This is a genomic window from Citrobacter sp. Cf072 (assembly GCF_030334485.1).
Taxonomy (GTDB): domain Bacteria; phylum Pseudomonadota; class Gammaproteobacteria; order Enterobacterales; family Enterobacteriaceae; genus Citrobacter; species Citrobacter freundii.
On sequence record NZ_JAOWDX010000045.1, the window covers coordinates 813,263 to 832,191 of the forward strand.

Consider the following 18,929-nt stretch of genomic DNA (forward strand, 5'->3'; position numbering starts at 1 on the left):
AATGCGCCACCGGGCAACGGGTGAATTACTTCGTGAAAGGGCGAGTGATAAGCCCAACGGGACCAGTGGTGTACCAGCGACGGTTGCCACGGCTACGCGAATCGCGACCAACGGCCTGCGTCAGGCGATCCAGAATGATAGCGAGGATCACAATCCCAACTCCGCCGACGGTGGCAAGCCCCATATCCAGACGACCAATTCCGCGCAGAACCATCTGACCCAGCCCGCCTACGGCAATCATCGACGCGATGACGACCATTGAGAGCGCCAGCATCAGCGTCTGGTTAACCCCGGCCATAATGGTGGGCATTGCCAGCGGGAGCTGCACTTTAAACAGCATCTGACGTGGGCTGGCACCAAACGAGCGCGAGGCTTCAATCAGATCGGCTGGCACCTGGTTAATCCCCAGAATAGTCAGACGTACGATTGGCGGCAGGGCGAAGATAATCGTCACCACTACGCCCGGGACGTTACCAATACCGAACAACATGACAATCGGCACCAGATAGACAAACGCGGGTGTGGTTTGCATGGCGTCCAGCAGCGGGCGAACAATTTTTGCGGCCCGTGGACTGCGCGCCAACCAGATCCCCATCGGCAGACCGATCACCACGCAGAACAGCAACGCGGTCAACACCAGCGCCAGGGTTATCATGGCCTGCGACCACGCGCCGATGGCACCGATGGCAATCAAGGAAATCAGCGTAGCAACGCCCATCCCAACGCCGGAAATCTGCCAGGCAATCAGCGCGAACAGGATAATCGCCACCGGGGCTGGCATACCTAACAGCAGCTGTTGAAAACCGTTGAGAATGTAATCCACCGGGACACGAATGCCCTGGAAGACCGGACGGAAATGGGTAACGACCCAGTCGATCCCCTCTGTGACCCAGCTGTCCAGTGGGATCAGCGTTTTATGGAACGGATCCATAATATTGAAATGCTCTGGTTCCGGCGCGGGGGCGCTGGTCAGCCAGTCCGCGCCACCGCCATCAGTGGGCGCACCGGATGGCGTGCTCCAGGCATCGGCAGTTTGTGCGGCGCTGTCGGCCACTGGTGTGGTATCCCACGGATTAGTTTGATCAGCCATTGTTTACCCCCTCACGATCTAAAGCCTGTAACAGCATGCGTTTTGAAATGACGCCCACATACTGCTGTTCCTCATCAACAACCGGCACCGCGCACGGGGCCTGGCCGACATGAGAAAGCAACTCGCTGAGAGGAGTTTGTGCATCTACGGCTAACGGCTCATCGATCAATGCCGCTTCAATACCTTGCGCCTGACTTAACGCTGTTTTTAAGGAGTCGATTGAAACAACGCCAACGAATTTATTGCCGCGTTCGATCACGTAACCATATTCGCGATCTTTGTCCTGCAATAATTGCAGCGCCGAACGTGGGCCCACCCCGGGCGTTTTACGAATTAAACCTTCGGGGCTACGGCGTGAAATATCTTTCGCACTGAAGACCTGGCTAATATCAACGCCGCGGAAGAAGGTGCGTACATAATCATTGGCTGGATTATTCAGGATTTCATCCGGCGTGCCGACCTGGACCACTTCACCGTTTTGCATAATGGCAATTCTGTCGCCAATACGCATAGCTTCGTCGAGATCATGCGATATAAAGACCACGGTGCGTTGATGCTTCGCCTGTAGTTTTACCAGTTCATCCTGCATCTCAGTACGAATTAATGGATCGAGGGCTGAGAAGGCCTCATCCATTAATAAGATATCAGGGTTAATGGCTAATGCGCGGGCGAGGCCTACACGCTGGCGCATACCCCCGGAAAGTTCATCCGGGTATCCGTGAGCATAATTCTCCAGACCAACCTGACGTAGCGCATCTAACGCTTTTTCACGACGTTCATCCGCACCAACACCGGCTAATTCCATGCCGAATGCCGTATTGTCCAGCACCGTCATGTGCGGCATCAGGGCAAAGGACTGGAACACCATCGCAATCTTTTTTCTGCGCACCTCGCGAAGCTCAGCATCGGATATCCGGGCGATGTCTACGCCGTCAATCAATACCTGCCCGCGGGTGGGTTCAATCAGGCGATTGAGAAGGCGTACCATTGTGGATTTACCCGAACCGGATAATCCCATGATGACAAATATCTCGCCTTCTTCAATGGCCAGACTGGCGTTCTTAACGCCAAGCGATAGCCCCGTTTTATCCAGAATCTGCTCTTTTGAAAGTCCTTTTTCAATATATTTGAAGGCTCTCTGCGGATGCTCTCCAAATATCTTATAGAGATTTTTAACTTCTAATTTAATTGCCATGCAATAGAATGATTCCTGTTATTTGTTTATATCGATATATTACCTGATGGAAATAGTGACCTTTTTCTACCCTAACATACTGAGAATCTGAGACAACCCTGAATTTGGTTGTGGCATGAATATTGCCAAAGGCCAGGTGGCGGGACTTCCCGTGATATAAGGGCTGAGCGCGAATGTGAGCGGATTAATATTTTTTGTAAATGGCAATGAAAAGTCGCCTGAATTGCTGGAATGCAGGCGAATAATGCGTCTGATATTGAGTGTAGATCACACAATTATATTTGCACGACAAAAGTGTGATCCTGTTAAAATATTTCCGCGAAAAATGTACGGTATTTCCCGTGAAAATGAGTGCTAGAAATTCCAGTCGTCATCTTCGGTTTCGACCGCTTTTCCCATCACATAGGATGAACCGGAACCCGAGAAGAAATCGTGGTTTTCGTCAGCGTTGGGCGACAGCGCGGCAAGGATTGCCGGGTTAACCTCCGCCATTTCAGGCGGAAATAGCGCCTCATATCCCAAATTCATTAATGCCTTATTGGCGTTGTAACAAAGGAAGGCTTTGACGTCATCCACCCAGCCGGTCTCTGCATACAATTCTTCCGTATAACGCGCTTCGTTATCATACAATTCCATCAATAGGTCAAAGGCAAAATGCTTTAACTCGTCGCGTGCTGATTCGGAAATATGCTCCAGACCTTTTTGATATTTATAACCAATGTAATACCCATGAACCGCTTCATCACGAATGATCAGACGAATGAGATCGGCGGTATTGGTCAGTTTACCGCGACTGGAGAAATACATCGGTAACCAGAAGCCAGAATAGAACAGGAAGGATTCCAGAAACACGCTGGCTATTTTTTTCTTCAACGGTTCGTCGCTGGCGTAATGTGCCAAAACGATCTGCGCCTTGCGCTGGAGTGGGGTATTTTCTTCACTCCAGGCGTAAGCTGCATCCACATCTTTGGTCTGGCAAAGGGTGGAGAAAATAGAGCTATAGGAACGGGCGTGCACCGCCTCCATAAAGCTGATATTCGACAGCACCGCCTCTTCATGCGGCGTTAACGAATCAGTCATTAACGCTGGTGCTCCGGCAACATTCTGAATGGTGTCGAGCAGCGTCAGCCCGGTAAAAACGCGGATTGTTAGCTGCTGTTCGGCTGCGTTCAACGTTTGCCAGGCCGGAATGTCATTGGAGAGCGGAACCTTTTCCGGGAGCCAGAAGTTACTGGTCAGACGGTTCCATACCTCAAGATCTTTATCATCTTCAATCTTGTTCCAGTTGATGGCGCTCACGCGGGATAATGTCATTTTCTCCTCCTTACAGCGCGCATGACACGCAGCCTTCGATTTCGGTGCCTTCCAGCGCCAGTTGGCGTAGTCGGATGTAGTACAAGGATTTGATGCCCTTACGCCAGGCGTAAATCTGCGCTTTGTTGATATCGCGCGTGGTGGCGGTATCGGGGAAAAAGAGCGTCAGTGAAAGCCCCTGATCGACATGTCGCGTTGCTTCAGCGTAGGTATCAATGATTTTTTGTGGACCGATCTCGTAGGCATCCTGATACAAGGCCAGATTCTCATTGGTCATAAACGGGGCAGGGTAGTAAACGCGCCCGGTTTTGCCCTCTTTGCGAATCTCCACTTTCGACACGATCGGGTGAATGCTTGACGTGGCATGGTTGATGTAGGAGATAGAACCGGTGGGCGGAACCGCCTGTAAATTCTGGTTATAAATACCGTAGCGCATCACATCTTCACGCAGTTGTGCCCACATCTCGCGCGTCGGCAGCGTAATGCCGCTGGCGGCAAACAGTGTGCGGACCTTGTCGGTTTTTGGCTGCCAGTCGCCCTGCAGATACTGGTTAAAATACTCGCCGCTGGCGTAGCGTGACTGTTTGAATCCGGCAAAGGTTTGACCCCGCTCGCGAGCGATCTTCATTGACGTATTCAGCGCATGCCATGTGATGGTGTAGAAATAGAGATTGGTGAAATCCAGCCCTTCCGGCGAGCCGTAGGCGATCCCTTCCCGCGCCAGATACCCGTGCAGATTCATCTGCCCAAGACCAATCGCGTGCGACGCGCTGTTCCCGGCGTCGATCGAAGGCACGCTGCGGATGTGGCTCATGTCCGAAACGGCGGTTAAGCCGCGAACCGCCGTTTCCACGGTACGACCAAAATCGGGTGAATCCATGGTATGGGCAATGTTCAAGGAGCCGAGATTGCAGGAGATATCGTGCCCGATCTGCGCGTAATTGAGATTTTCATCGTAGGTGGAGGCACTGTTAACCTGCAAAATCTCCGAGCACAGGTTGCTCATATTGATCCGACCGGCAATCGGATTGGCGCGATTCACCGTATCTTCAAACATGATGTAAGGATAACCAGACTCAAACTGGATCTCGGCCAGCCGCTGGAAGAATTCGCGGGCGTTAATGTATTTTTTGCGCACGCGTTCGTCGGCCACCAGTTCGTCATACCGCTCACTCACGGCGATATCACCGAACGGTTTGCCGTAAATCCGTTCCACGTGATACGGTGAGAACAGCGCCATCCGGGCATTTTCTTTCGCCAGTCGAAAGGTAACATCCGGGATCACCACGCCAAGCGAGAGCGTTTTGATACGGATTTTCTCGTCGGCGTTTTCGCGCTTGGTATCGAGAAAACGTAAAATATCCGGATGGTGTGCGTGCAGATACACCGCGCCTGCGCCCTGACGTGCCCCGAGTTGATTCGCATAAGAAAACGCATCTTCCAGCATTTTCATTACCGGGATCACCCCAGAGGACTGGTTCTCAATGCGTTTAATGGGCGCACCTGCCTCGCGCAGGTTGGAGAGCAAAAATGCCACGCCGCCGCCGCGTTTGGAGAGCTGAAGTGCGGAGTTGACCGCCCGACCAATAGACTCCATGTTGTCTTCAATACGCAACAGGAAGCAGGAGACCAGCTCACCGCGTTGCTGTTTACCGCAGTTTAAAAAGGTTGGTGTGGCGGGTTGAAAGCGCCCGGAGAGCATTTCATCGGTCAGTTGCATCGCGAGTGCTTCATCGCCCTGCGCCAGCGTGAGTGCCACCATCGTTACCCGATCCTCAAAGTCTTCGAGATAGCGCTTACCGTCGAACGTTTTCAACGTATAGCTGGTGTAGAACTTCCATGCGCCGAGGAACGTCTGGAAACGGAATCCGCTGGCGTGGGCGTGGGCGAATAGCTTCAGCACGAACGCGCGATCGTAGCGGGCTAACACGCTGGCATCGTAATAGCCTTCATCCACCAACGTTTCCAGGCGCTCCTGCTGGCTGGCAAACGCCACCGAGTTGGGGCGGACGTGTGCGGCAAAGAAGGCCTCCACCGCCTGATGGTCTTTGTCGAACTGAATGCGCCCGGCTTTATCATACAGATTCAGCATGGCGTTCAGGGCGTGATAATCCAGCGTTGGCTGCATTACACGTTCTGCGGTTGTCGTTGCCAAAATTCGCTCACTCCTTTTCGAACGTTGTCGATATCGCTTTGGGTGCCCATCAGCTCAAAGCGATAGAGCCACGGCACGCCGCATTTTTGTGAGATGACATCACCCGCGCGACCGTAGGCGTCACCGAAATTACGATTGCCGGAGGCGATCACTCCACGGATTAACGCCCGGTTATGCGTATCGTTTAAAAAGCGGATCACCTGTCTTGGGACCGCGCCAGCAGTGCCGCCGCCGCCGTAGGACGGCACGATTAATATGTAAGGTTCGTCTACCCGGATCGGCTCGCGTTCGTTAAGCGGAATGCGGATGGCAGGCAGCCCCAGACGCTGCATAAAGCGGTGCGTATTTTCGGAGCTGCTGGAGAAGTAGACGAGCTGACTCATGCGCTGGCCACACGGTGTTCCGGATGCAGACGGTTGATCATGTCCGGGCGAAACCCTGACCAACTGGTTTCACCCGCGACTACGACCGGTAACTGGCGAAACCCTTGATCGCGCAGGTTATCAGCCAAATCGGGCTGTAAATCGACGTTTACCATCTCAAAGTCAAAACCACGGCTTTCCATTGCCCGTTTGGTGGCATGGCACTGAACACAGTTATTGCGAGTGTAAATAATAATACGCATGATTCGTATTTCCATTTAAAAATAAAAGATCGGCGCGATAGAGGGCGTCGGGTTGTGTGTGTCCTGATAGGAAAGATACTAGATGTAGTTTTAAAAAGATTCAACCATACAAGATATGGGAATTTTAGATTGATGATGGGCTGGGTTATGGGCATGGCAGGGGAAGTGATATGTACCATCGCAGGTTGCCGGATGGCGCGCGTCGCGTCTAATCCGGCCTACAGGAAAGCACTTCCCAGGCCGGATAAGGCGTTTATGCCGCCATCCGGCAGCGCAGAATCACATGCGCATCCCCACCGCCAGGCGGTTAAAGCAGTTCATCAGGCTAATGGCGAATGTCAGGTCGCTAATCTCTTTCGCGCTGAAATGGTCGAGCAGCGGCAGATAAACGTCATCTTCGGCGTGACTAGTGGCAATTTGAGTGACCGATTCGGCCCACGCCAGCGCCGCACGTTCCTGCTCGCTGAAGTGGTGACTCACCCGCCAGCCTGCCAGCGCATCCAGTTTGGCCTGCGCAACTCCGGATTTGCGCAGTGCTTTACTGTGCATTTCCAGACAAAAGGCGCAGCCGTTGATTTGCGAGACCCGCAGGTAAATCAGTTCCGTCAGCGTAGGTTCCAGCGCGCAGTTTTCCAGCGCTTTGCTTGCCTGAATCAGAGCGTTATAGATTTCAGGGCTGAGTTCATAATAGGGCTGGCGTAACATGGTCATGGTATTTCTCCTCGTTTGGATGACCCGCAATGTAGCACTATAATGGACTGCTACAGAGAGCCATATTTTTGCAAAAAAAGCAGACCATAAATGCCGCGCTATCAGCAAATCGCCCGTCAGTTAAAAAACGCAATTGAGAAAGGTGAACTCAAGCCCGGTACCAGATTGCCCTCCAGTCGGACCTGGGCCCAGGAGCTGGGAGTATCACGCTCGACGGTGGAAAATGCCTATGCAGAGCTGGTGGCGCAGGGCTGGCTCGCGCGGCGTGGACAGGCAGGAACGTTTGTCAGTGAGCAACTGCAACCAGAAAGGGCGTCTGCATCTCCTGCCATCTTTGCCGGAGAAAATCCCAGACCGCAACCTTTTCAGATGGGATTACCCGCACTCGATCTTTTTCCGCGCGAAGTCTGGGCGCGGGTGATGGGACGGCGTTTACGCACCCAAACGCGTTTTGATCTGGCGGTGGGCGATGTGTGTGGCGAGCAGGCGTTACGTCAGGCGATTGTGGATTACCTGCGGGTCTCACGCAGCATTGAATGCCAGCCAGAGCAGATTTTTATCACTTCAGGCTATGCGGCATCAATGACGTTAATCCTGCGCGCTCTGGCGCATCCCGGAGAGGGAATGTGGGTCGAAGATCCCGGCTTTCCGCTGATTCGGCCTGTGGTGGCTCAAGAACGCATTGAGTTGAAGCCGGTAGCGGTGGATGCCGATGGTCTGGATGTCAGCGCCGGGATCCGCGACTACCCGCAGGCGCGTTTTGTACTGCTTACTCCCGCACATCAAAGCCCACTGGGGGTAGCACTGTCTTTAGACCGTCGCCACCAGTTGCTGGAGTGGGCGACTCGTGCGCAGGCGTGGGTAATCGAAGATGACTATGACAGTGAATTTCGTTACCACGGTAAGCCGTTGCCGCCGCTAAAAAGTCTGGATGCGCCCCAGCGGGTGGTTTATGCCGGAACGTTCAGCAAATCGATGTTTCCGGCTTTGCGTACGGCATGGCTGGTGGTGCCCCTGACCCAGGTTGAACACTTTCGCCAACAAGCGGCGCTAACGGCCTGTAGCGTCCCGGTTCTATGGCAGCAAACGCTGGCGGATTTTATGCGAGACGGCCACTTCTGGCGACACTTAAAACGTATGCGACAACATTATGCCGAACGACGACAATGGATGGAAAACGCCCTGACCGAACAAGGATTTAGCGTCATTCCTCAGGAAGGTGGGATTCAACTGGTGATGAGTGTGGACGGAGATGATGTTGCGCTGGTGCGTAAAGCGAATCAGGCCGGGTTAGCTGTTCAGGCGTTAAGCCGCTGGCGAATAACGTCAGAAGGAAAGGGGGGAATATTGCTGTCATTTACCAATATCAGCTCGGCGGAAATGGCGCAACAGGCGGCGTACCAACTGCGGATGGCGCTGACATAAATCTATACCCGTCATACTTCAAGTTGCATGTGCGTTGGCTGCGTTCGTTCACCCCAGTCACTTACTTTAGTAAGCTCCTGGGGATTCGCTCCCTTGCCGCCTTCCTGCAACTCGAATTATTTAGGGTATATAAGGTTCTTACGATATGCGTCCCACCATCGCCACCCGTTTATGGACTTTTCTGAAAGCGTTGCTAATGCTGAATCAGGTAAGGTAAGCCCGCAGTAAAAGATAACGAGGAAAATAATATGTATTTACGACCTGATGAGGTGGCGCGCGTACTTGAAAAAGTGGGCTTTACCGTTGATGTAGTGACGCAGAAAACGTACGGCTATCGTCGTGGCGAAAATTATGTGTACGTTAACCGTGAAGCACGCATGGGACGTACCGCATTAATTATCCATCCCACGCTAAAAGAGCGCAGCTCTTCGCTGGCAGAACCGGCGACGGATATTAAAACCTGCGATCATTATCAGCAATTCCCACTGTATTTAGCCGGTGAGACACACGAACATTATGGTATTCCGCACGGCTTTAGCTCGCGAATTGCGCTGGAGCGTTATCTGAGTGGGTTGTTTGGCGACGTTAATTCTAACTAATAACGCGACTGGCAGTGCCAGTCGCGAAGAAGCGTGTCAGGCTTTAGCCTGATGATAGCTGCTGACCTTAAACAAGCGGCGGCAATAATCAAGAAAGTAGCCATAGACAGCGCCCATCAGCATTGATACCACGATGTTCGAACTTACTGCAGCCGTAATCTGGTGCCAGTCTGCGCCAACCGTCAGCAGAATAATCACATACACCGGCGACTGGAAGGTGACATAAGCCAGCACATCCGCCAGATTTTTTGCCCATCCTGCCTGCGTGGCTTTACGCGCCGCGCGCATGAACAAATCACGGTACATGCCGTATGGCCACGCGATCAGTATGTTGACAGGGATAGCGACTAATCTGGAATACAGCGACTGTTCGAAGCTCATTCCAGAAAGGAATATTTCGATCAACATGTTCACGACAGAACAATAAACAACCATCGCGAACGTGTCTGCTACTGCATGACGCAAGCGTGACTGCGGAGAGAACATGTTAATGCTCCTTGTAAAAAGGGGGAAAAAGGTTTTGCATACCTTAACTGCTAGTGATTTGTCTTGCTGCTTTCGCGTTTTAATAGGATATCTGCCTGGATAATAACTAGCAACTAGCTTAAAATTTTTATTTATTGTCTTTTTGTCGATAAAGTGCTCTGTAATGGTTTGTTTTTTGTTCGTTTTGGTGTTTTCGTTGCTGTGTTAATTAAAATTCTTTTAGATCAAAGAGTTATTTTTGCTTGTTTTTCTGGATTTTTTGCGCTCCTTTTCTGAATGTTGACTGATGTGCAATATGTATACTCGTTGGTTCCACGCGATGCCGTGGCCTGTTTCTTAAGTGACGTACTGAGATACCTTGCAGGTATATTCAAAGCTGCAATCAGGGTCATAGAATATATTGTCTGAGCGATAGCAGAATGGATGCTATAAATATCAGAGTTGGCTATTTGTTTAATGACCTGCGAATAAATTAGACTGGAAATATAATAATCAGTTGCATACAATATTTAGCGTAATACCATTTTATGTTTTACGTTAAAGAGGTTTTGTTAATATGAGTTCAATGTTAAAAAACTTAAATAATATCCGCTCGCTGCGTGCAATGGCTCGTGAATTTTCCGTCGATGTACTGGAAGATATGCTTGAAAAATTCAGGGTAGTGACCAAAGAACGGCGCGATGAAGAAGAACAGCTACAGCGCCAACGCGCAGAACAGCAGGCAAAAATTAATGCCTTGCTGGCGCAGATGCAGGCAGACGGGATCAGCCCGGAGGAGCTGCTGAGCATAACACCTGCTACGACACGTTCAGTTAAAAAACGCCAACCGCGCCCGGCGAAATATCGTTTTATCGATCTCAATGGTGAAACGAAAACATGGACCGGGCAAGGTCGCACACCGAAGCCAATTGCCCAGGCGCTGGCTACCGGTAAATCTCTTGATGACTTTCTGATCTAATTACGAAGGCGGTGAGGAGATCCTCACCGCTTATTTTCAGCAAACGCCGAAATCACCCTCTTCGGTATATCGCGTGACATCAGCTGCTTTCAGCGTGAATTTATCACCGTTTTCATTATTGGCTTGTACCGCCACAATTTGATCGTCATTGACTTCAACAACCTTCAGTTTTGGACCGCCCATACGCGGTTGAACCAGATCGCCAGGTTTAAACATATTGTTGCGCTCCTTTATTTATCATTTATCGCAGAACTCACCATAGATCACGTCAACCGGCGGGTACAGTGCTGTTTCAATGATTACCGCTTAATGAGTACGTCGGTTCCAGGGCATTTTGTCCAGCAGACGCGCCATGCCGCAAAAGCCGGTCACGCCAGCGAGAATCAGCCCGGCCCCGACAAAACCGCTCAGCAGGAAGAAAGCACTGCTGACGGTGTAACCCAGAATAACACCGAGTAAGGCAATGCTACCTGCGGCTATCTGCACCTGACGCATCAGCGGTAACGGTTGTGAACTGTCTTTCGTCACCGGCAACCCTGCGGCTTTCCAGCCGTCAATTCCACCTTCCAGCAGCCAGACCTGCGCGGGCGCAGCAATGGCGCTCAATTTTGTTGCCGCATTTTGTGTACGTTTGCCTGACTGGCAGTGAAAAATCACCTGCTCAGCGCGTAAATTCGCAGGCAGCGATCCCTGCTCAAGCGCGGGCAACGGCGCCAGATGAGCCTCAGGAATATGCTCGTGCAGATACTCGTCAGCGTCGCGGATATCAATCAGTTTTGCACCTTGCGCGACCAGTGTCTGCGCCTCGCGCGGGGAAATCGTCCCAATAGTCATGATGGCTCCTTATGGGCAATACAGTGTTTTTAATGTGGCGATCAGCGAATTCACGGCCGCATTTTTAATGGAGTAGAGGATGCGCTGGGCATCGCGCTGGCTTTCTATCAGACCTTCTTCACGCATACGCGCCAGATGCTGGGAAGTGGCGGAAGGGCTAAGGCCGGTAACACGGGCTAACTCGCCTGCGCTGGTACCGGGTGAACCGCAGAGCATGCACAAAATCAGCAACCGTTTCGGGTTACTCATCGCTTTTAGCAGGGCGGCAGCTTGTTCAGCGCTGGCCTGGAGTTGTTCAAGTTCAGTCATATGTATTTAAGCATAATCTAAATTAAGCATATTCTAAAATAAACAACCAACGTACGCCAGCGTAAAGAGCGTAAAGGAGGGTAAAACAGCCGCGGAATGCTGGCGGAGTTGGGTAGAATGGCTACTCTTAGAGATAAAATCTCTTTTTAAACAATGATTAATTTTTTGCTTGTAGGGAGTGTGTATGGGTTTCTGGAGAATCGTTTTTACTATTATTCTGCCCCCGCTTGGCGTGCTGCTGGGGAAGGGGTTCGGCTGGGCATTTATCCTCAATATCGTTCTGACGCTGCTGGGCTACATCCCTGGTTTGATCCATGCCTTCTGGATACAGACGCGTAATTAATTCCTTTCAACTACGGCGCTTTGGCGCCGTTTTCTTTGGCCCCTTTCTCCTCTGCTACACTTTTGGGTGTTAATTGTTAATTACCGAGGTGGATATGGGACTCTTCAATTTTGTAAAAGATGCGGGTGAAAAACTGTGGGATGCGGTCACTGGAAACCATGACACAGCCGATCTGGCAAAAAAAGTGCAGGAACACCTGAACAAAACTGGCATCCCTGATGCGGATAAAGTGGACGTGCAAATTAACGAAGGCAAAGCCACTGTTTCTGGTGATGGATTAAGTCAGGAGGCGAAAGAAAAAATTCTGATCGCGATTGGTAATATCTCCGGTATTGCCAGCGTAGATGATCAGGTTAAAACCTCTGCGCCCGCCAGCGAAAGCCAGTTTTATACCGTGAAATCAGGGGATACCCTGAGCGCTATTGCTAAACAGGTTTACGGTAATGCCAACCTGTATAACCAGATATTTGAAGCGAATAAACCAATGCTGAAAAGTCCGGATAAAATCTATCCTGGGCAGGTTTTACGTATTCCGGAGCAGTAACATTATTCAGGCTTATTCCGTCAGCAATTTACCGGACATCGCCTGTTGAATAATCGGAATCGGCGTCAGTAGGTGCTGGCGCATTAATTCGCTGGCGCGCGCGGCGTCGCGTGCCAGAATTGCTTTGGTCAACGTTTGGTGCTGATCGTGTTTGTCTTCCAGCATCTCCACCGACAGCACCGTTTTTCGCAGCCAGATAAACCGGTAGCGCGCCGCCAAATCGAACAGTCGTTCGCGCATTTGCAGCAGATATTGTGAACCACAGCCAGCGACAATCGCCGAGTGAAACGCCTGATGGCGCTGATCCCACTCGTCGAGCATCTGTTCGCTGGCATCAATGGCTTCAAGCTTACTAAGCATATGCGCGCGCGCCAGAATTTCAGCTTCCCAGGCGTCGTCGCCGCGTTCAATGGCCAGCGCGACCAGCATGGCTTCCATATTGGCGCGGGCATCGAAAATATCGAGCAACTCCTGCTCTGACATCGGGGCAACCCGATACCCTTTCTGATTTACCACCGTCACCAGCCGCTCGGCAACTAACTGCGAAAGCGCTTCGCGTAGCGGTCCCACGCCAAGCTCATAGCGTGAGGTCAGCAGGCTCATACGCAGTTTTTCATCAGGCTGATACACACCGCGGATGATGTCGTTCTTCAGCCAGCGGTATCCATCAATGGCCGTCGGTTGGGGAATGGCGGTCATAGTCATACTCCTGAAAGGATTTCCCGGCCTGCGCCGGGAACAGGTTTAATGCGTATTTTGCAATGGTGCTTTTTGCCAAGATAGCAGTTTTTTCCAGCGTGACATAATGGGCACGGTGCAAATAATTCCTATGGCTAACAACCCGGTAGAGATAACTTCCAGCTGTTGTGCCGGGCGAAACAGCATGACCACCAGCACAAAGATAATAAACGCGATGACCAGCCAGGTAAGCCACGGATAGAGCCACATTTTCAGTTTAATTTCGCCGCCTCGCGCCAGCAGGATTTTGCGCATCCGCAGTTGAGAAACGGCAATGACCAGATAGACCAGCAGTGCGATGGCACCGGAACTGTCGATCAGGAATTTAAACACCTTGGCTGGGGCGTAATAGTTGACGATGACGGTGAGGAATGCGGCACCGGTAGACAGCAACACCGCCACATAAGGCGTTTTACTGCGGTTCGTTTTCCCCATAAAAGCGGGGGCATCGCCACGGCGGCTCAGGGAGTAGAGCATACGCGAGGACGTATACAGCGCGGAGTTGAGACAGCTAGTCACCGACAGCAAAATGACGCAATCCATGATCAGTTTCGCGTGCGGGATATGCAGTAGCTCCAGTACCGAGCGGTAAGAACCGACTTCTTTCAGTCCCGGCATGTTCCACGGGATCAGCGCCACCACCACAAAAATAGAGCACAGATAGAAGATGGAGATACGCCAGATAACCGAGTTGGTGGCGCGAACGATATGTTTATCCGGGGTATCGGATTCGGCGGCGGCGATGGTAACTATCTCTGCGCCCATAAAGGAGAACATAGTGATTAACATTGCGCTGATCACGGCGCCAAAACCGTTGGGCATAAAGCCGCCCTGATCCCACAGGCGCGAAACCCCGCTGACATCGGCATAAGGGTAGAAACCGCTAATCGCCGCTGCGCCGAGGGTTATAAACGCCAGAATGGCAATCACTTTGCACAGCGCCAGCCAGAACTCGAACTCACCGTAATTTTTGACGCTCAGTAAATTACTGCCGGTTAATGCCAGCGTGATAACCAGAGAAAACAGCCAGATAGGAATGCCAGGCACCCAGGAGTGAAGAATGATGGCGGCGATATTCGCCTCCAGCGGGATAACCAACACCCAGAACCACCAGTACAACCAGCCGATGGTGTAACCCGCCCACGGGCCAATGGCCTTATCGGCGTAAGTGGAAAAAGAACCGGTATCCGGTGTGGCGACGGCCATTTCGGCCAACATGCGCATAATCATCACCACCAGCAATCCGGCGAACAGATAGGCTAATAATACTGCGGGACCGGCTTCTGCAATCGCCACGCTTGAACCGACAAACAGACTTGCGCCGATTACCCCGGCAATAGACAGCATGGTGACGTGGCGTGATTTCAGCCCGCCCCCTAAATCATGTGATTGTGACACTTGCCCCATCTTTAAACCTCTCGAAAGTATTTCACTTGGGAGAGCACCCCGGCATTCCCGCGCCGGGGCACGCGTATTATTGTTATTGACCCTGTTTGCCGGATGGCGGCTCCGCCTTATCCGGCTTAAAACTCCCCGTTTTGATACGGGTTTAACCCTGCTTTGCCTCGGCAAAACACTGGGCGATAATGTCCAGCCCCTGGCGGATTTGCGCATCTTCAATAGTCAGCGGGACAAGAATGCGCAGCACGTTGTAGTAAGGTCCGCAGGAGAGCAGGATTAGCCCTTTATCGCGGGCACGAGCGACGATTTCAGCTGTCAGTTTGGCATCGGGCTTCGTGCGATCGCCGTCTTCGAACAGTTCGATAGCAATCATCGCGCCCAGCCCGCGTACGTCGCCAATCTCGCGGTGGGTTTCCGCGATAGCCAACAGGCCTTCACGCAGGGTTTGCCCCAGCTCGTTGGCTTTTTGCAGCAGATTTTCCTGCTCGAAAATGTTTAGTACCGCCAGCGCAGCGGCACAGGCAATTGGGTTACCGGCATAGGTACCGCCCAGACCGCCCGGTGGAATAGCGTCCATGACGTCGGCGCGTCCGGTCACGCCTGCCAGCGGGAAGCCTCCGGCGATGGATTTGGCGAAGGTGGTGAGATCGGGCGCAACGCCCATCTGCTCCATGGCAAACAGCGTACCGGTGCGGCCCGCACCGCTCTGTACTTCATCAGCAATCAGCATGATCCCGTGTTCGTCACAAATAGCGCGCAGACGTTGCATAAAAGCAGGGGAAGCGGCGTAAAAACCACCTTCGCCCTGGACGGGTTCAATTACGATGGCGGCGACGTCTTCTGGCGCGGCATCGTTTTTGAAAATGCGGTGAATGCTGGCGATAGCATCGTCGTCACTGATGCCGTGCAGCGGGCAAGGATAAAGCGCGCGATACACGTGGCCCGGCATCAGCCCCATTCCGGCAGAGTATGGGTTCACTTTCCCAGTCAGTGACAAGGTGTAGTGGGTACGGCCGTGGTAAGCACCGCTGAAGGCGATTGTGCCGGTGCGTTTGGTGGCGGCGCGGGCGATTTTCACCGCATTTTCTACCGCTTCAGAACCGGTGGTCACCAGCAGGGTTTTCTTGGCGAAATCACCCGGCACTTTCTTATTCATGATTTCGCACAGCTCCAGGTATGGCTCATAGGCCAGTACCTGGAAACAGGTATGGGACAGCTTTTTCAACTGCGCTTCTACCGCAGAGACGATCTGCGGGTGCAGGTGACCGGTGTTCAACACTGCAATACCGCCAGCAAAGTCAAGGAATTCACGGCCTTCAACGTCCCAAACCCGACAGTTTTCTGCACGCTCGGCAAAAATAGGGTGGATCTGGCCTACGCCACGGGGAACGGCGTCGCTGCGACGTTGCATAAGTTCTTTGTTGGTGCTCATCAGGTGTTCTCCAGTATTTATTTTATTAAAGGCCGATGCACATATATTTGATTTCTAAGTAGTCTTCGATGCCGTATTTTGATCCTTCACGGCCAAGACCGGAGGCTTTGATTCCCCCAAACGGGGCGACTTCGTTGGAGATAATGCCGGTGTTAATGCCGACAATGCCGTATTCCAGCGCTTCGCCAACGCGGAAGACGCGGCTTAAATCACGGGCGTAGAAATAGGCGGCCAGACCAAACTCGGTGTCGTTGGCCTGAGCGATGACGTCGGCTTCGTCTTTAAAACGAAACAGCGGAGCCAGCGGTCCGAACGTCTCTTCTTTGGCGACCTTCGCGTTGTCAGGCACATCTACCAGAATGGTGGGCTGGAAGAAGTTACCGCCGAGCGCATGAGGTTTACCGCCCGCGATAATGCGCGCGCCTTTATCCAGAGCATCGGCGATGTGCTCCTGCACTTTGGCAACCGCTTTATCGTCGATCAGCGGTCCGGTGGTGACCTCTGGTTGCAGACCATCGCCGAGATGCAGTTTGCTCACAGCCTGCTGAAGTTTTTCGGCAAAACGCTCATACACACCGTCCTGCACGTACAGGCGGTTGGCGCAGACGCAGGTTTGCCCGGCGTTACGGAATTTCGAGGCCAGCGCGCCTTCCACAGCTTTATCGAGATCGGCATCGTCAAAGACGATAAACGGCGCATTGCCGCCCAGTTCCAGCGATACCTTTTTGATGTCTTTGGCGCACTGCTGCATTAACTGACGGCCAATTTCGGTTGAGCCGGTAAATGACAGTTTGCGCACCAGCGGGTTGCCGGTCAGTTCGTTACCGACCGCGCTCGCAGAACCGGTCACCACGCTGAAAACGCCAGCCGGGATCCCGGCGCGATTAGCCAGTTCTGCCAGTGCCAGTGCGGAGTAGGGGGTCTGGCTGGCGGGTTTAAGCACCATCGTACAGCCTGCCGCCAGCGCGGGACCGGCTTTACGGGTGATCATCGCTGAGGGAAAGTTCCACGGCGTAATCGCGGCGGTAACGCCGATCGGCTGCTTGATGACGATCAGACGCTTATCGGCCTGATGGCCAGGGATCGTATCGCCATAGATGCGTTTACCCTCTTCGGCAAACCACTCAATAAATGAGGCGGCATAGGTGATTTCGCCTTTGGCCTCCGCCAGCGGTTTACCCTGTTCCAGGGTCATCAGGCGGGCGAGATCGTCCTGATGCTCAATCATCAGGTTGAACCAGTGGCGCAGAATGTTGGCCCGCTCTTTGGCAGTCAGCGCACGCCAGGCCGGCAGAGCGCGGTTTGCGGCGTTAATCGCTTCGCGGGTTTCATCTGCCCCCATTTTAGGTACGCTACCCAATTTCTGACCGTTGGCGGGATTGGTCACCGCGATGGTCTCGCCGCTGTTGGCGTCACGCCAGTTGCCGTCGATCAATGCCTGCTGGCGAAATAAGGTTGGATCGTTAAGTTGCATGATTGCTTCCTGTCTTAATCGGTTTAACGGGTAAATGCGGCGTGTAATGTCTCCACGCTACGTGCCGCACGCAGCGTGCGTCCGGGATTACTCTGGTTCTCCAGCAGCGCATGAACTTTGCTGACAATATGTGCACCGATAGGGATTGCCGATGTTGCCGCCGGAGAAGGCGCGTTACAGGTGTGAATTGAGCGTGGCGTGGTGACAAACAGAAAATCGTCGATAAGCTTGCCATCAGGTGATACCGCCTGTGCCCGCACGCCCGCAGGCCATGGTTGCAGATCCTTAAGCGTCAGGCTCGGACAGTACTTTTGTACCAGACGCAGATAACCGCTTTTGCACAGCGAATTCTTCATTTCGCCAAGCCCTGAGCGCAGGTTGTTTTGCAGCACGCGGCGAATACCAGAAGAGCCGAGGATCTCCAGCGTATCGCTGAGCGAGAAGTCACGCTTACGGTAGCCTTCACGTTTAAATGCCAGCACCGCGTTTGGGCCGACCGTGACGCTGCCGTCAATCATCCGGGTCAAATGAACACCGAGAAACGGCATAGCCGGGTCGGGGATGGGGTAGATCAGATGGTTAACTATCTGATTATGTTCTGGCGCCAGGCGGAAATATTCGCCACGGAACGGGCAGATGATAAAGCCAGGTTCAACGCCGAGCATTTTCACCAGTCGGTCCGCCATCAGGCCAGAACAACTAATCAGCGTCGCGCCTTCATATTTCTGGCCCTGACGGGTATGGACAATCACGCCCGTAGCGTGCTCTTTCAGCGCGCTGACCTCGGCGTTGTAAATAATCTCACCGCCTTTGGCCTGGAAAATATTCGCCATCGCGGCGGTGACTTCACGGTAGCTGACGATCCCGCTCGACGGAACAAAAATGCCGCCCAGACCGGTGATATTCGGTTCACGCTCGCGAAGCTCCTGCGCATTCAGCCATTCGCGCTCCAAACCGTTAGCGGCGGTGCGATCCCATAGCGCGCGCATGCGCTCCATTTCCAGAGGGGAGGTGGCAACCAGCATTTTTCCGCAGACGTCGTAGCGGATGCCGTTTTGGTCGCAAAAGGCTTTTGTGGCGCGATTTCCGGCCAGGCAAAACTGCGCCTTCAGGCTGCCGGGAGTGTAATAGACCCCGGCATGAATGACGCCGCTGTTGTGGCCCGTCTGGTGACAGGCCGGGCCGAACTCTTTTTCCAACAGCGCGATTCTGGCGTCCGGATAGACATCAATCAGCTGCATGGCGGTCGACATGCCGATAATGCCGCCGCCAATAATCACAAAATCATACATCCGC

Annotated in this window: 21 protein-coding genes; 5 read left to right on the forward strand and 16 right to left on the reverse strand. The window is 52.8% G+C overall.

The features are described from left to right. Nucleotides 1–25 precede the first annotated feature (25 nt). The 7 genes from proW to OGX66_RS16275 all read right to left on the reverse strand — a co-directional run bounded on the left by proW (nt 26) and on the right by OGX66_RS16275 (nt 7,090). Nucleotides 26–1,090 (reverse strand): glycine betaine/L-proline ABC transporter permease ProW, encoded by a 1,065-nt coding sequence (gene proW / locus OGX66_RS16245; protein WP_088903124.1) that lies wholly within the window; start codon nt 1,088–1,090, stop codon nt 26–28. Continuing rightward, nucleotides 1,083–2,285: a glycine betaine/L-proline ABC transporter ATP-binding protein ProV gene (gene proV / locus OGX66_RS16250; protein ID WP_003037282.1), complete on the reverse strand. Its 1,203-nt coding sequence runs from the start codon at nt 2,283–2,285 to the stop codon at nt 1,083–1,085. The genes proW and proV overlap by 8 nt, the downstream gene beginning before the upstream one ends. Before the next feature lie 354 nt (nt 2,286–2,639). Beyond that, a complete protein-coding gene (gene nrdF, locus OGX66_RS16255) occupies nt 2,640–3,599 on the reverse strand; it encodes a class 1b ribonucleoside-diphosphate reductase subunit beta (RefSeq protein ID WP_088903125.1) in 960 nt (319 codons plus the stop codon). A 10-nt stretch (nt 3,600–3,609) separates the two neighbouring features. After that, nucleotides 3,610–5,754 carry a class 1b ribonucleoside-diphosphate reductase subunit alpha gene (gene nrdE, locus OGX66_RS16260; protein ID WP_088903126.1) on the reverse strand — a complete coding sequence of 715 codons (2,145 nt, stop codon included), beginning with the start codon at nt 5,752–5,754 and terminating at the stop codon, nt 3,610–3,612. After that, nucleotides 5,727–6,137, reverse strand: coding sequence for a class Ib ribonucleoside-diphosphate reductase assembly flavoprotein NrdI (gene nrdI / locus OGX66_RS16265; RefSeq protein ID WP_003037273.1), 411 nt, complete (start codon nt 6,135–6,137; stop codon nt 5,727–5,729). The genes nrdE and nrdI overlap by 28 nt, the downstream gene beginning before the upstream one ends. Then, nucleotides 6,134–6,379 (reverse strand): glutaredoxin-like protein NrdH, encoded by a 246-nt coding sequence (gene nrdH / locus OGX66_RS16270; protein ID WP_003037270.1) that lies wholly within the window; start codon nt 6,377–6,379, stop codon nt 6,134–6,136. Before nrdH ends, nrdI begins: the two co-directional genes overlap by 4 nt. Before the next feature lie 279 nt (nt 6,380–6,658). Beyond that, complete coding sequence (locus OGX66_RS16275) at nt 6,659–7,090, reverse strand: carboxymuconolactone decarboxylase family protein (protein WP_088903127.1); 432 nt, start codon at nt 7,088–7,090, stop codon at nt 6,659–6,661. Between the two features lie 90 nt (nt 7,091–7,180). Here OGX66_RS16275 and pdxR point away from each other — a divergent pair, with 90 nt between their 5' ends. Both pdxR and OGX66_RS16285 read left to right on the forward strand, forming a co-directional pair. After that, entirely contained in the window at nt 7,181–8,515 is a 1,335-nt protein-coding gene (pdxR, locus tag OGX66_RS16280; protein WP_088903128.1) for a MocR-like pyridoxine biosynthesis transcription factor PdxR, read from the forward strand. Between the two features lie 248 nt (nt 8,516–8,763). Continuing rightward, the gene (locus OGX66_RS16285) at nt 8,764–9,114 is read left to right on the forward strand and encodes a DUF2002 family protein (RefSeq protein ID WP_003037262.1); all 351 of its coding nucleotides are present in this window, start codon (nt 8,764–8,766) and stop codon (nt 9,112–9,114) included. 36 nt (nt 9,115–9,150) lie between these two features. Here OGX66_RS16285 and alaE read toward each other — a convergent pair whose 3' ends face one another. Next, on the reverse strand, nt 9,151–9,600 hold the full coding sequence (alaE, locus tag OGX66_RS16290) for an L-alanine exporter AlaE (RefSeq protein WP_003037259.1): 450 nt from the start codon (nt 9,598–9,600) through the stop codon (nt 9,151–9,153). Nucleotides 9,601–10,156: 556 nt separating this feature from the next. Here alaE and stpA point away from each other — a divergent pair. Then, on the forward strand, nt 10,157–10,558 hold the full coding sequence (gene stpA, locus OGX66_RS16295) for a DNA-binding protein StpA (RefSeq protein WP_003839690.1): 402 nt from the start codon (nt 10,157–10,159) through the stop codon (nt 10,556–10,558). A 36-nt stretch (nt 10,559–10,594) separates the two neighbouring features. Here stpA and OGX66_RS16300 read toward each other — a convergent pair whose 3' ends face one another. From OGX66_RS16300 to OGX66_RS16310, 3 genes are all read right to left on the reverse strand, one after another. Beyond that, the gene (locus OGX66_RS16300; RefSeq protein ID WP_088903130.1) at nt 10,595–10,774 is read right to left on the reverse strand and encodes a GDFGVC terminal motif YodC-like protein; all 180 of its coding nucleotides are present in this window, start codon (nt 10,772–10,774) and stop codon (nt 10,595–10,597) included. Between the two features lie 90 nt (nt 10,775–10,864). Next, nucleotides 10,865–11,392, reverse strand: coding sequence for a rhodanese family protein (locus OGX66_RS16305; protein WP_049002295.1), 528 nt, complete (start codon nt 11,390–11,392; stop codon nt 10,865–10,867). Between the two features lie 9 nt (nt 11,393–11,401). After that, complete coding sequence (locus OGX66_RS16310) at nt 11,402–11,701, reverse strand: ArsR/SmtB family transcription factor (RefSeq protein ID WP_003037247.1); 300 nt, start codon at nt 11,699–11,701, stop codon at nt 11,402–11,404. Between the two features lie 184 nt (nt 11,702–11,885). On the opposite strand from OGX66_RS16310, the gene OGX66_RS16315 reads away from it, so the two are divergent. Together OGX66_RS16315 and lysM are read left to right on the forward strand one after the other, a co-directional pair. After that, entirely contained in the window at nt 11,886–12,044 is a 159-nt protein-coding gene (locus OGX66_RS16315) for a YqaE/Pmp3 family membrane protein (protein ID WP_003037242.1), read from the forward strand. Nucleotides 12,045–12,138: 94 nt separating this feature from the next. After that, nucleotides 12,139–12,588: a peptidoglycan-binding protein LysM gene (gene lysM / locus OGX66_RS16320; protein ID WP_003037241.1), complete on the forward strand. Its 450-nt coding sequence runs from the start codon at nt 12,139–12,141 to the stop codon at nt 12,586–12,588. Between the two features lie 12 nt (nt 12,589–12,600). Here the strand turns inward: lysM and csiR are convergent, their stop codons facing one another. From csiR to lhgD, 5 genes are all read right to left on the reverse strand, one after another. Next, on the reverse strand, nt 12,601–13,287 hold the full coding sequence (gene csiR, locus OGX66_RS16325) for a DNA-binding transcriptional regulator CsiR (RefSeq protein ID WP_057102424.1): 687 nt from the start codon (nt 13,285–13,287) through the stop codon (nt 12,601–12,603). Nucleotides 13,288–13,332: 45 nt separating this feature from the next. Then, nucleotides 13,333–14,733 (reverse strand): GABA permease, encoded by a 1,401-nt coding sequence (gene gabP, locus OGX66_RS16330; RefSeq protein ID WP_003839698.1) that lies wholly within the window; start codon nt 14,731–14,733, stop codon nt 13,333–13,335. Nucleotides 14,734–14,875: 142 nt separating this feature from the next. Beyond that, entirely contained in the window at nt 14,876–16,159 is a 1,284-nt protein-coding gene (gabT, locus tag OGX66_RS16335) for a 4-aminobutyrate--2-oxoglutarate transaminase (protein WP_088903131.1), read from the reverse strand. 25 nt (nt 16,160–16,184) lie between these two features. Next, nucleotides 16,185–17,633 carry an NADP-dependent succinate-semialdehyde dehydrogenase gene (gene gabD, locus OGX66_RS16340; protein ID WP_088903132.1) on the reverse strand — a complete coding sequence of 483 codons (1,449 nt, stop codon included), beginning with the start codon at nt 17,631–17,633 and terminating at the stop codon, nt 16,185–16,187. A gap of 23 nt (nt 17,634–17,656) precedes the next feature. Further along, complete coding sequence (gene lhgD / locus OGX66_RS16345; RefSeq protein WP_088903133.1) at nt 17,657–18,925, reverse strand: L-2-hydroxyglutarate dehydrogenase; 1,269 nt, start codon at nt 18,923–18,925, stop codon at nt 17,657–17,659. Nucleotides 18,926–18,929: the final 4 nt, after the last annotated feature.

Excerpts from the sequence above, each read along its gene's own strand:
- OGX66_RS16285 (WP_003037262.1), top strand. The coding sequence starts at position 8,764 with ATGTATTTACGACCTGATGAGGTGGCGCGCGTACTTGAAAAAGTGGGC.
- pdxR (WP_088903128.1), top strand. The coding sequence starts at position 7,181 with ATGCCGCGCTATCAGCAAATCGCCCGTCAGTTAAAAAACGCAATTGAG.
- nrdF (WP_088903125.1), bottom strand. The coding sequence starts at position 3,599 with ATGACATTATCCCGCGTGAGCGCCATCAACTGGAACAAGATTGAAGAT.
- stpA (WP_003839690.1), top strand. The coding sequence starts at position 10,157 with ATGAGTTCAATGTTAAAAAACTTAAATAATATCCGCTCGCTGCGTGCA.
- proW (WP_088903124.1), bottom strand. The coding sequence starts at position 1,090 with ATGGCTGATCAAACTAATCCGTGGGATACCACACCAGTGGCCGACAGC.
- lysM (WP_003037241.1), top strand. The coding sequence starts at position 12,139 with ATGGGACTCTTCAATTTTGTAAAAGATGCGGGTGAAAAACTGTGGGAT.
- OGX66_RS16315 (WP_003037242.1), top strand. The coding sequence starts at position 11,886 with ATGGGTTTCTGGAGAATCGTTTTTACTATTATTCTGCCCCCGCTTGGC.
- OGX66_RS16300 (WP_088903130.1), bottom strand. The coding sequence starts at position 10,774 with ATGTTTAAACCTGGCGATCTGGTTCAACCGCGTATGGGCGGTCCAAAA.
- csiR (WP_057102424.1), bottom strand. The coding sequence starts at position 13,287 with ATGACCGCCATTCCCCAACCGACGGCCATTGATGGATACCGCTGGCTG.
- proV (WP_003037282.1), bottom strand. The coding sequence starts at position 2,285 with ATGGCAATTAAATTAGAAGTTAAAAATCTCTATAAGATATTTGGAGAG.
- OGX66_RS16275 (WP_088903127.1), bottom strand. The coding sequence starts at position 7,090 with ATGACCATGTTACGCCAGCCCTATTATGAACTCAGCCCTGAAATCTAT.
- gabD (WP_088903132.1), bottom strand. The coding sequence starts at position 17,633 with ATGCAACTTAACGATCCAACCTTATTTCGCCAGCAGGCATTGATCGAC.
- alaE (WP_003037259.1), bottom strand. The coding sequence starts at position 9,600 with ATGTTCTCTCCGCAGTCACGCTTGCGTCATGCAGTAGCAGACACGTTC.
- gabP (WP_003839698.1), bottom strand. The coding sequence starts at position 14,733 with ATGGGGCAAGTGTCACAATCACATGATTTAGGGGGCGGGCTGAAATCA.
- OGX66_RS16310 (WP_003037247.1), bottom strand. The coding sequence starts at position 11,701 with ATGACTGAACTTGAACAACTCCAGGCCAGCGCTGAACAAGCTGCCGCC.
- nrdI (WP_003037273.1), bottom strand. The coding sequence starts at position 6,137 with ATGAGTCAGCTCGTCTACTTCTCCAGCAGCTCCGAAAATACGCACCGC.
- gabT (WP_088903131.1), bottom strand. The coding sequence starts at position 16,159 with ATGAGCACCAACAAAGAACTTATGCAACGTCGCAGCGACGCCGTTCCC.
- lhgD (WP_088903133.1), bottom strand. The coding sequence starts at position 18,925 with ATGTATGATTTTGTGATTATTGGCGGCGGCATTATCGGCATGTCGACC.
- OGX66_RS16305 (WP_049002295.1), bottom strand. The coding sequence starts at position 11,392 with ATGACTATTGGGACGATTTCCCCGCGCGAGGCGCAGACACTGGTCGCG.
- nrdH (WP_003037270.1), bottom strand. The coding sequence starts at position 6,379 with ATGCGTATTATTATTTACACTCGCAATAACTGTGTTCAGTGCCATGCC.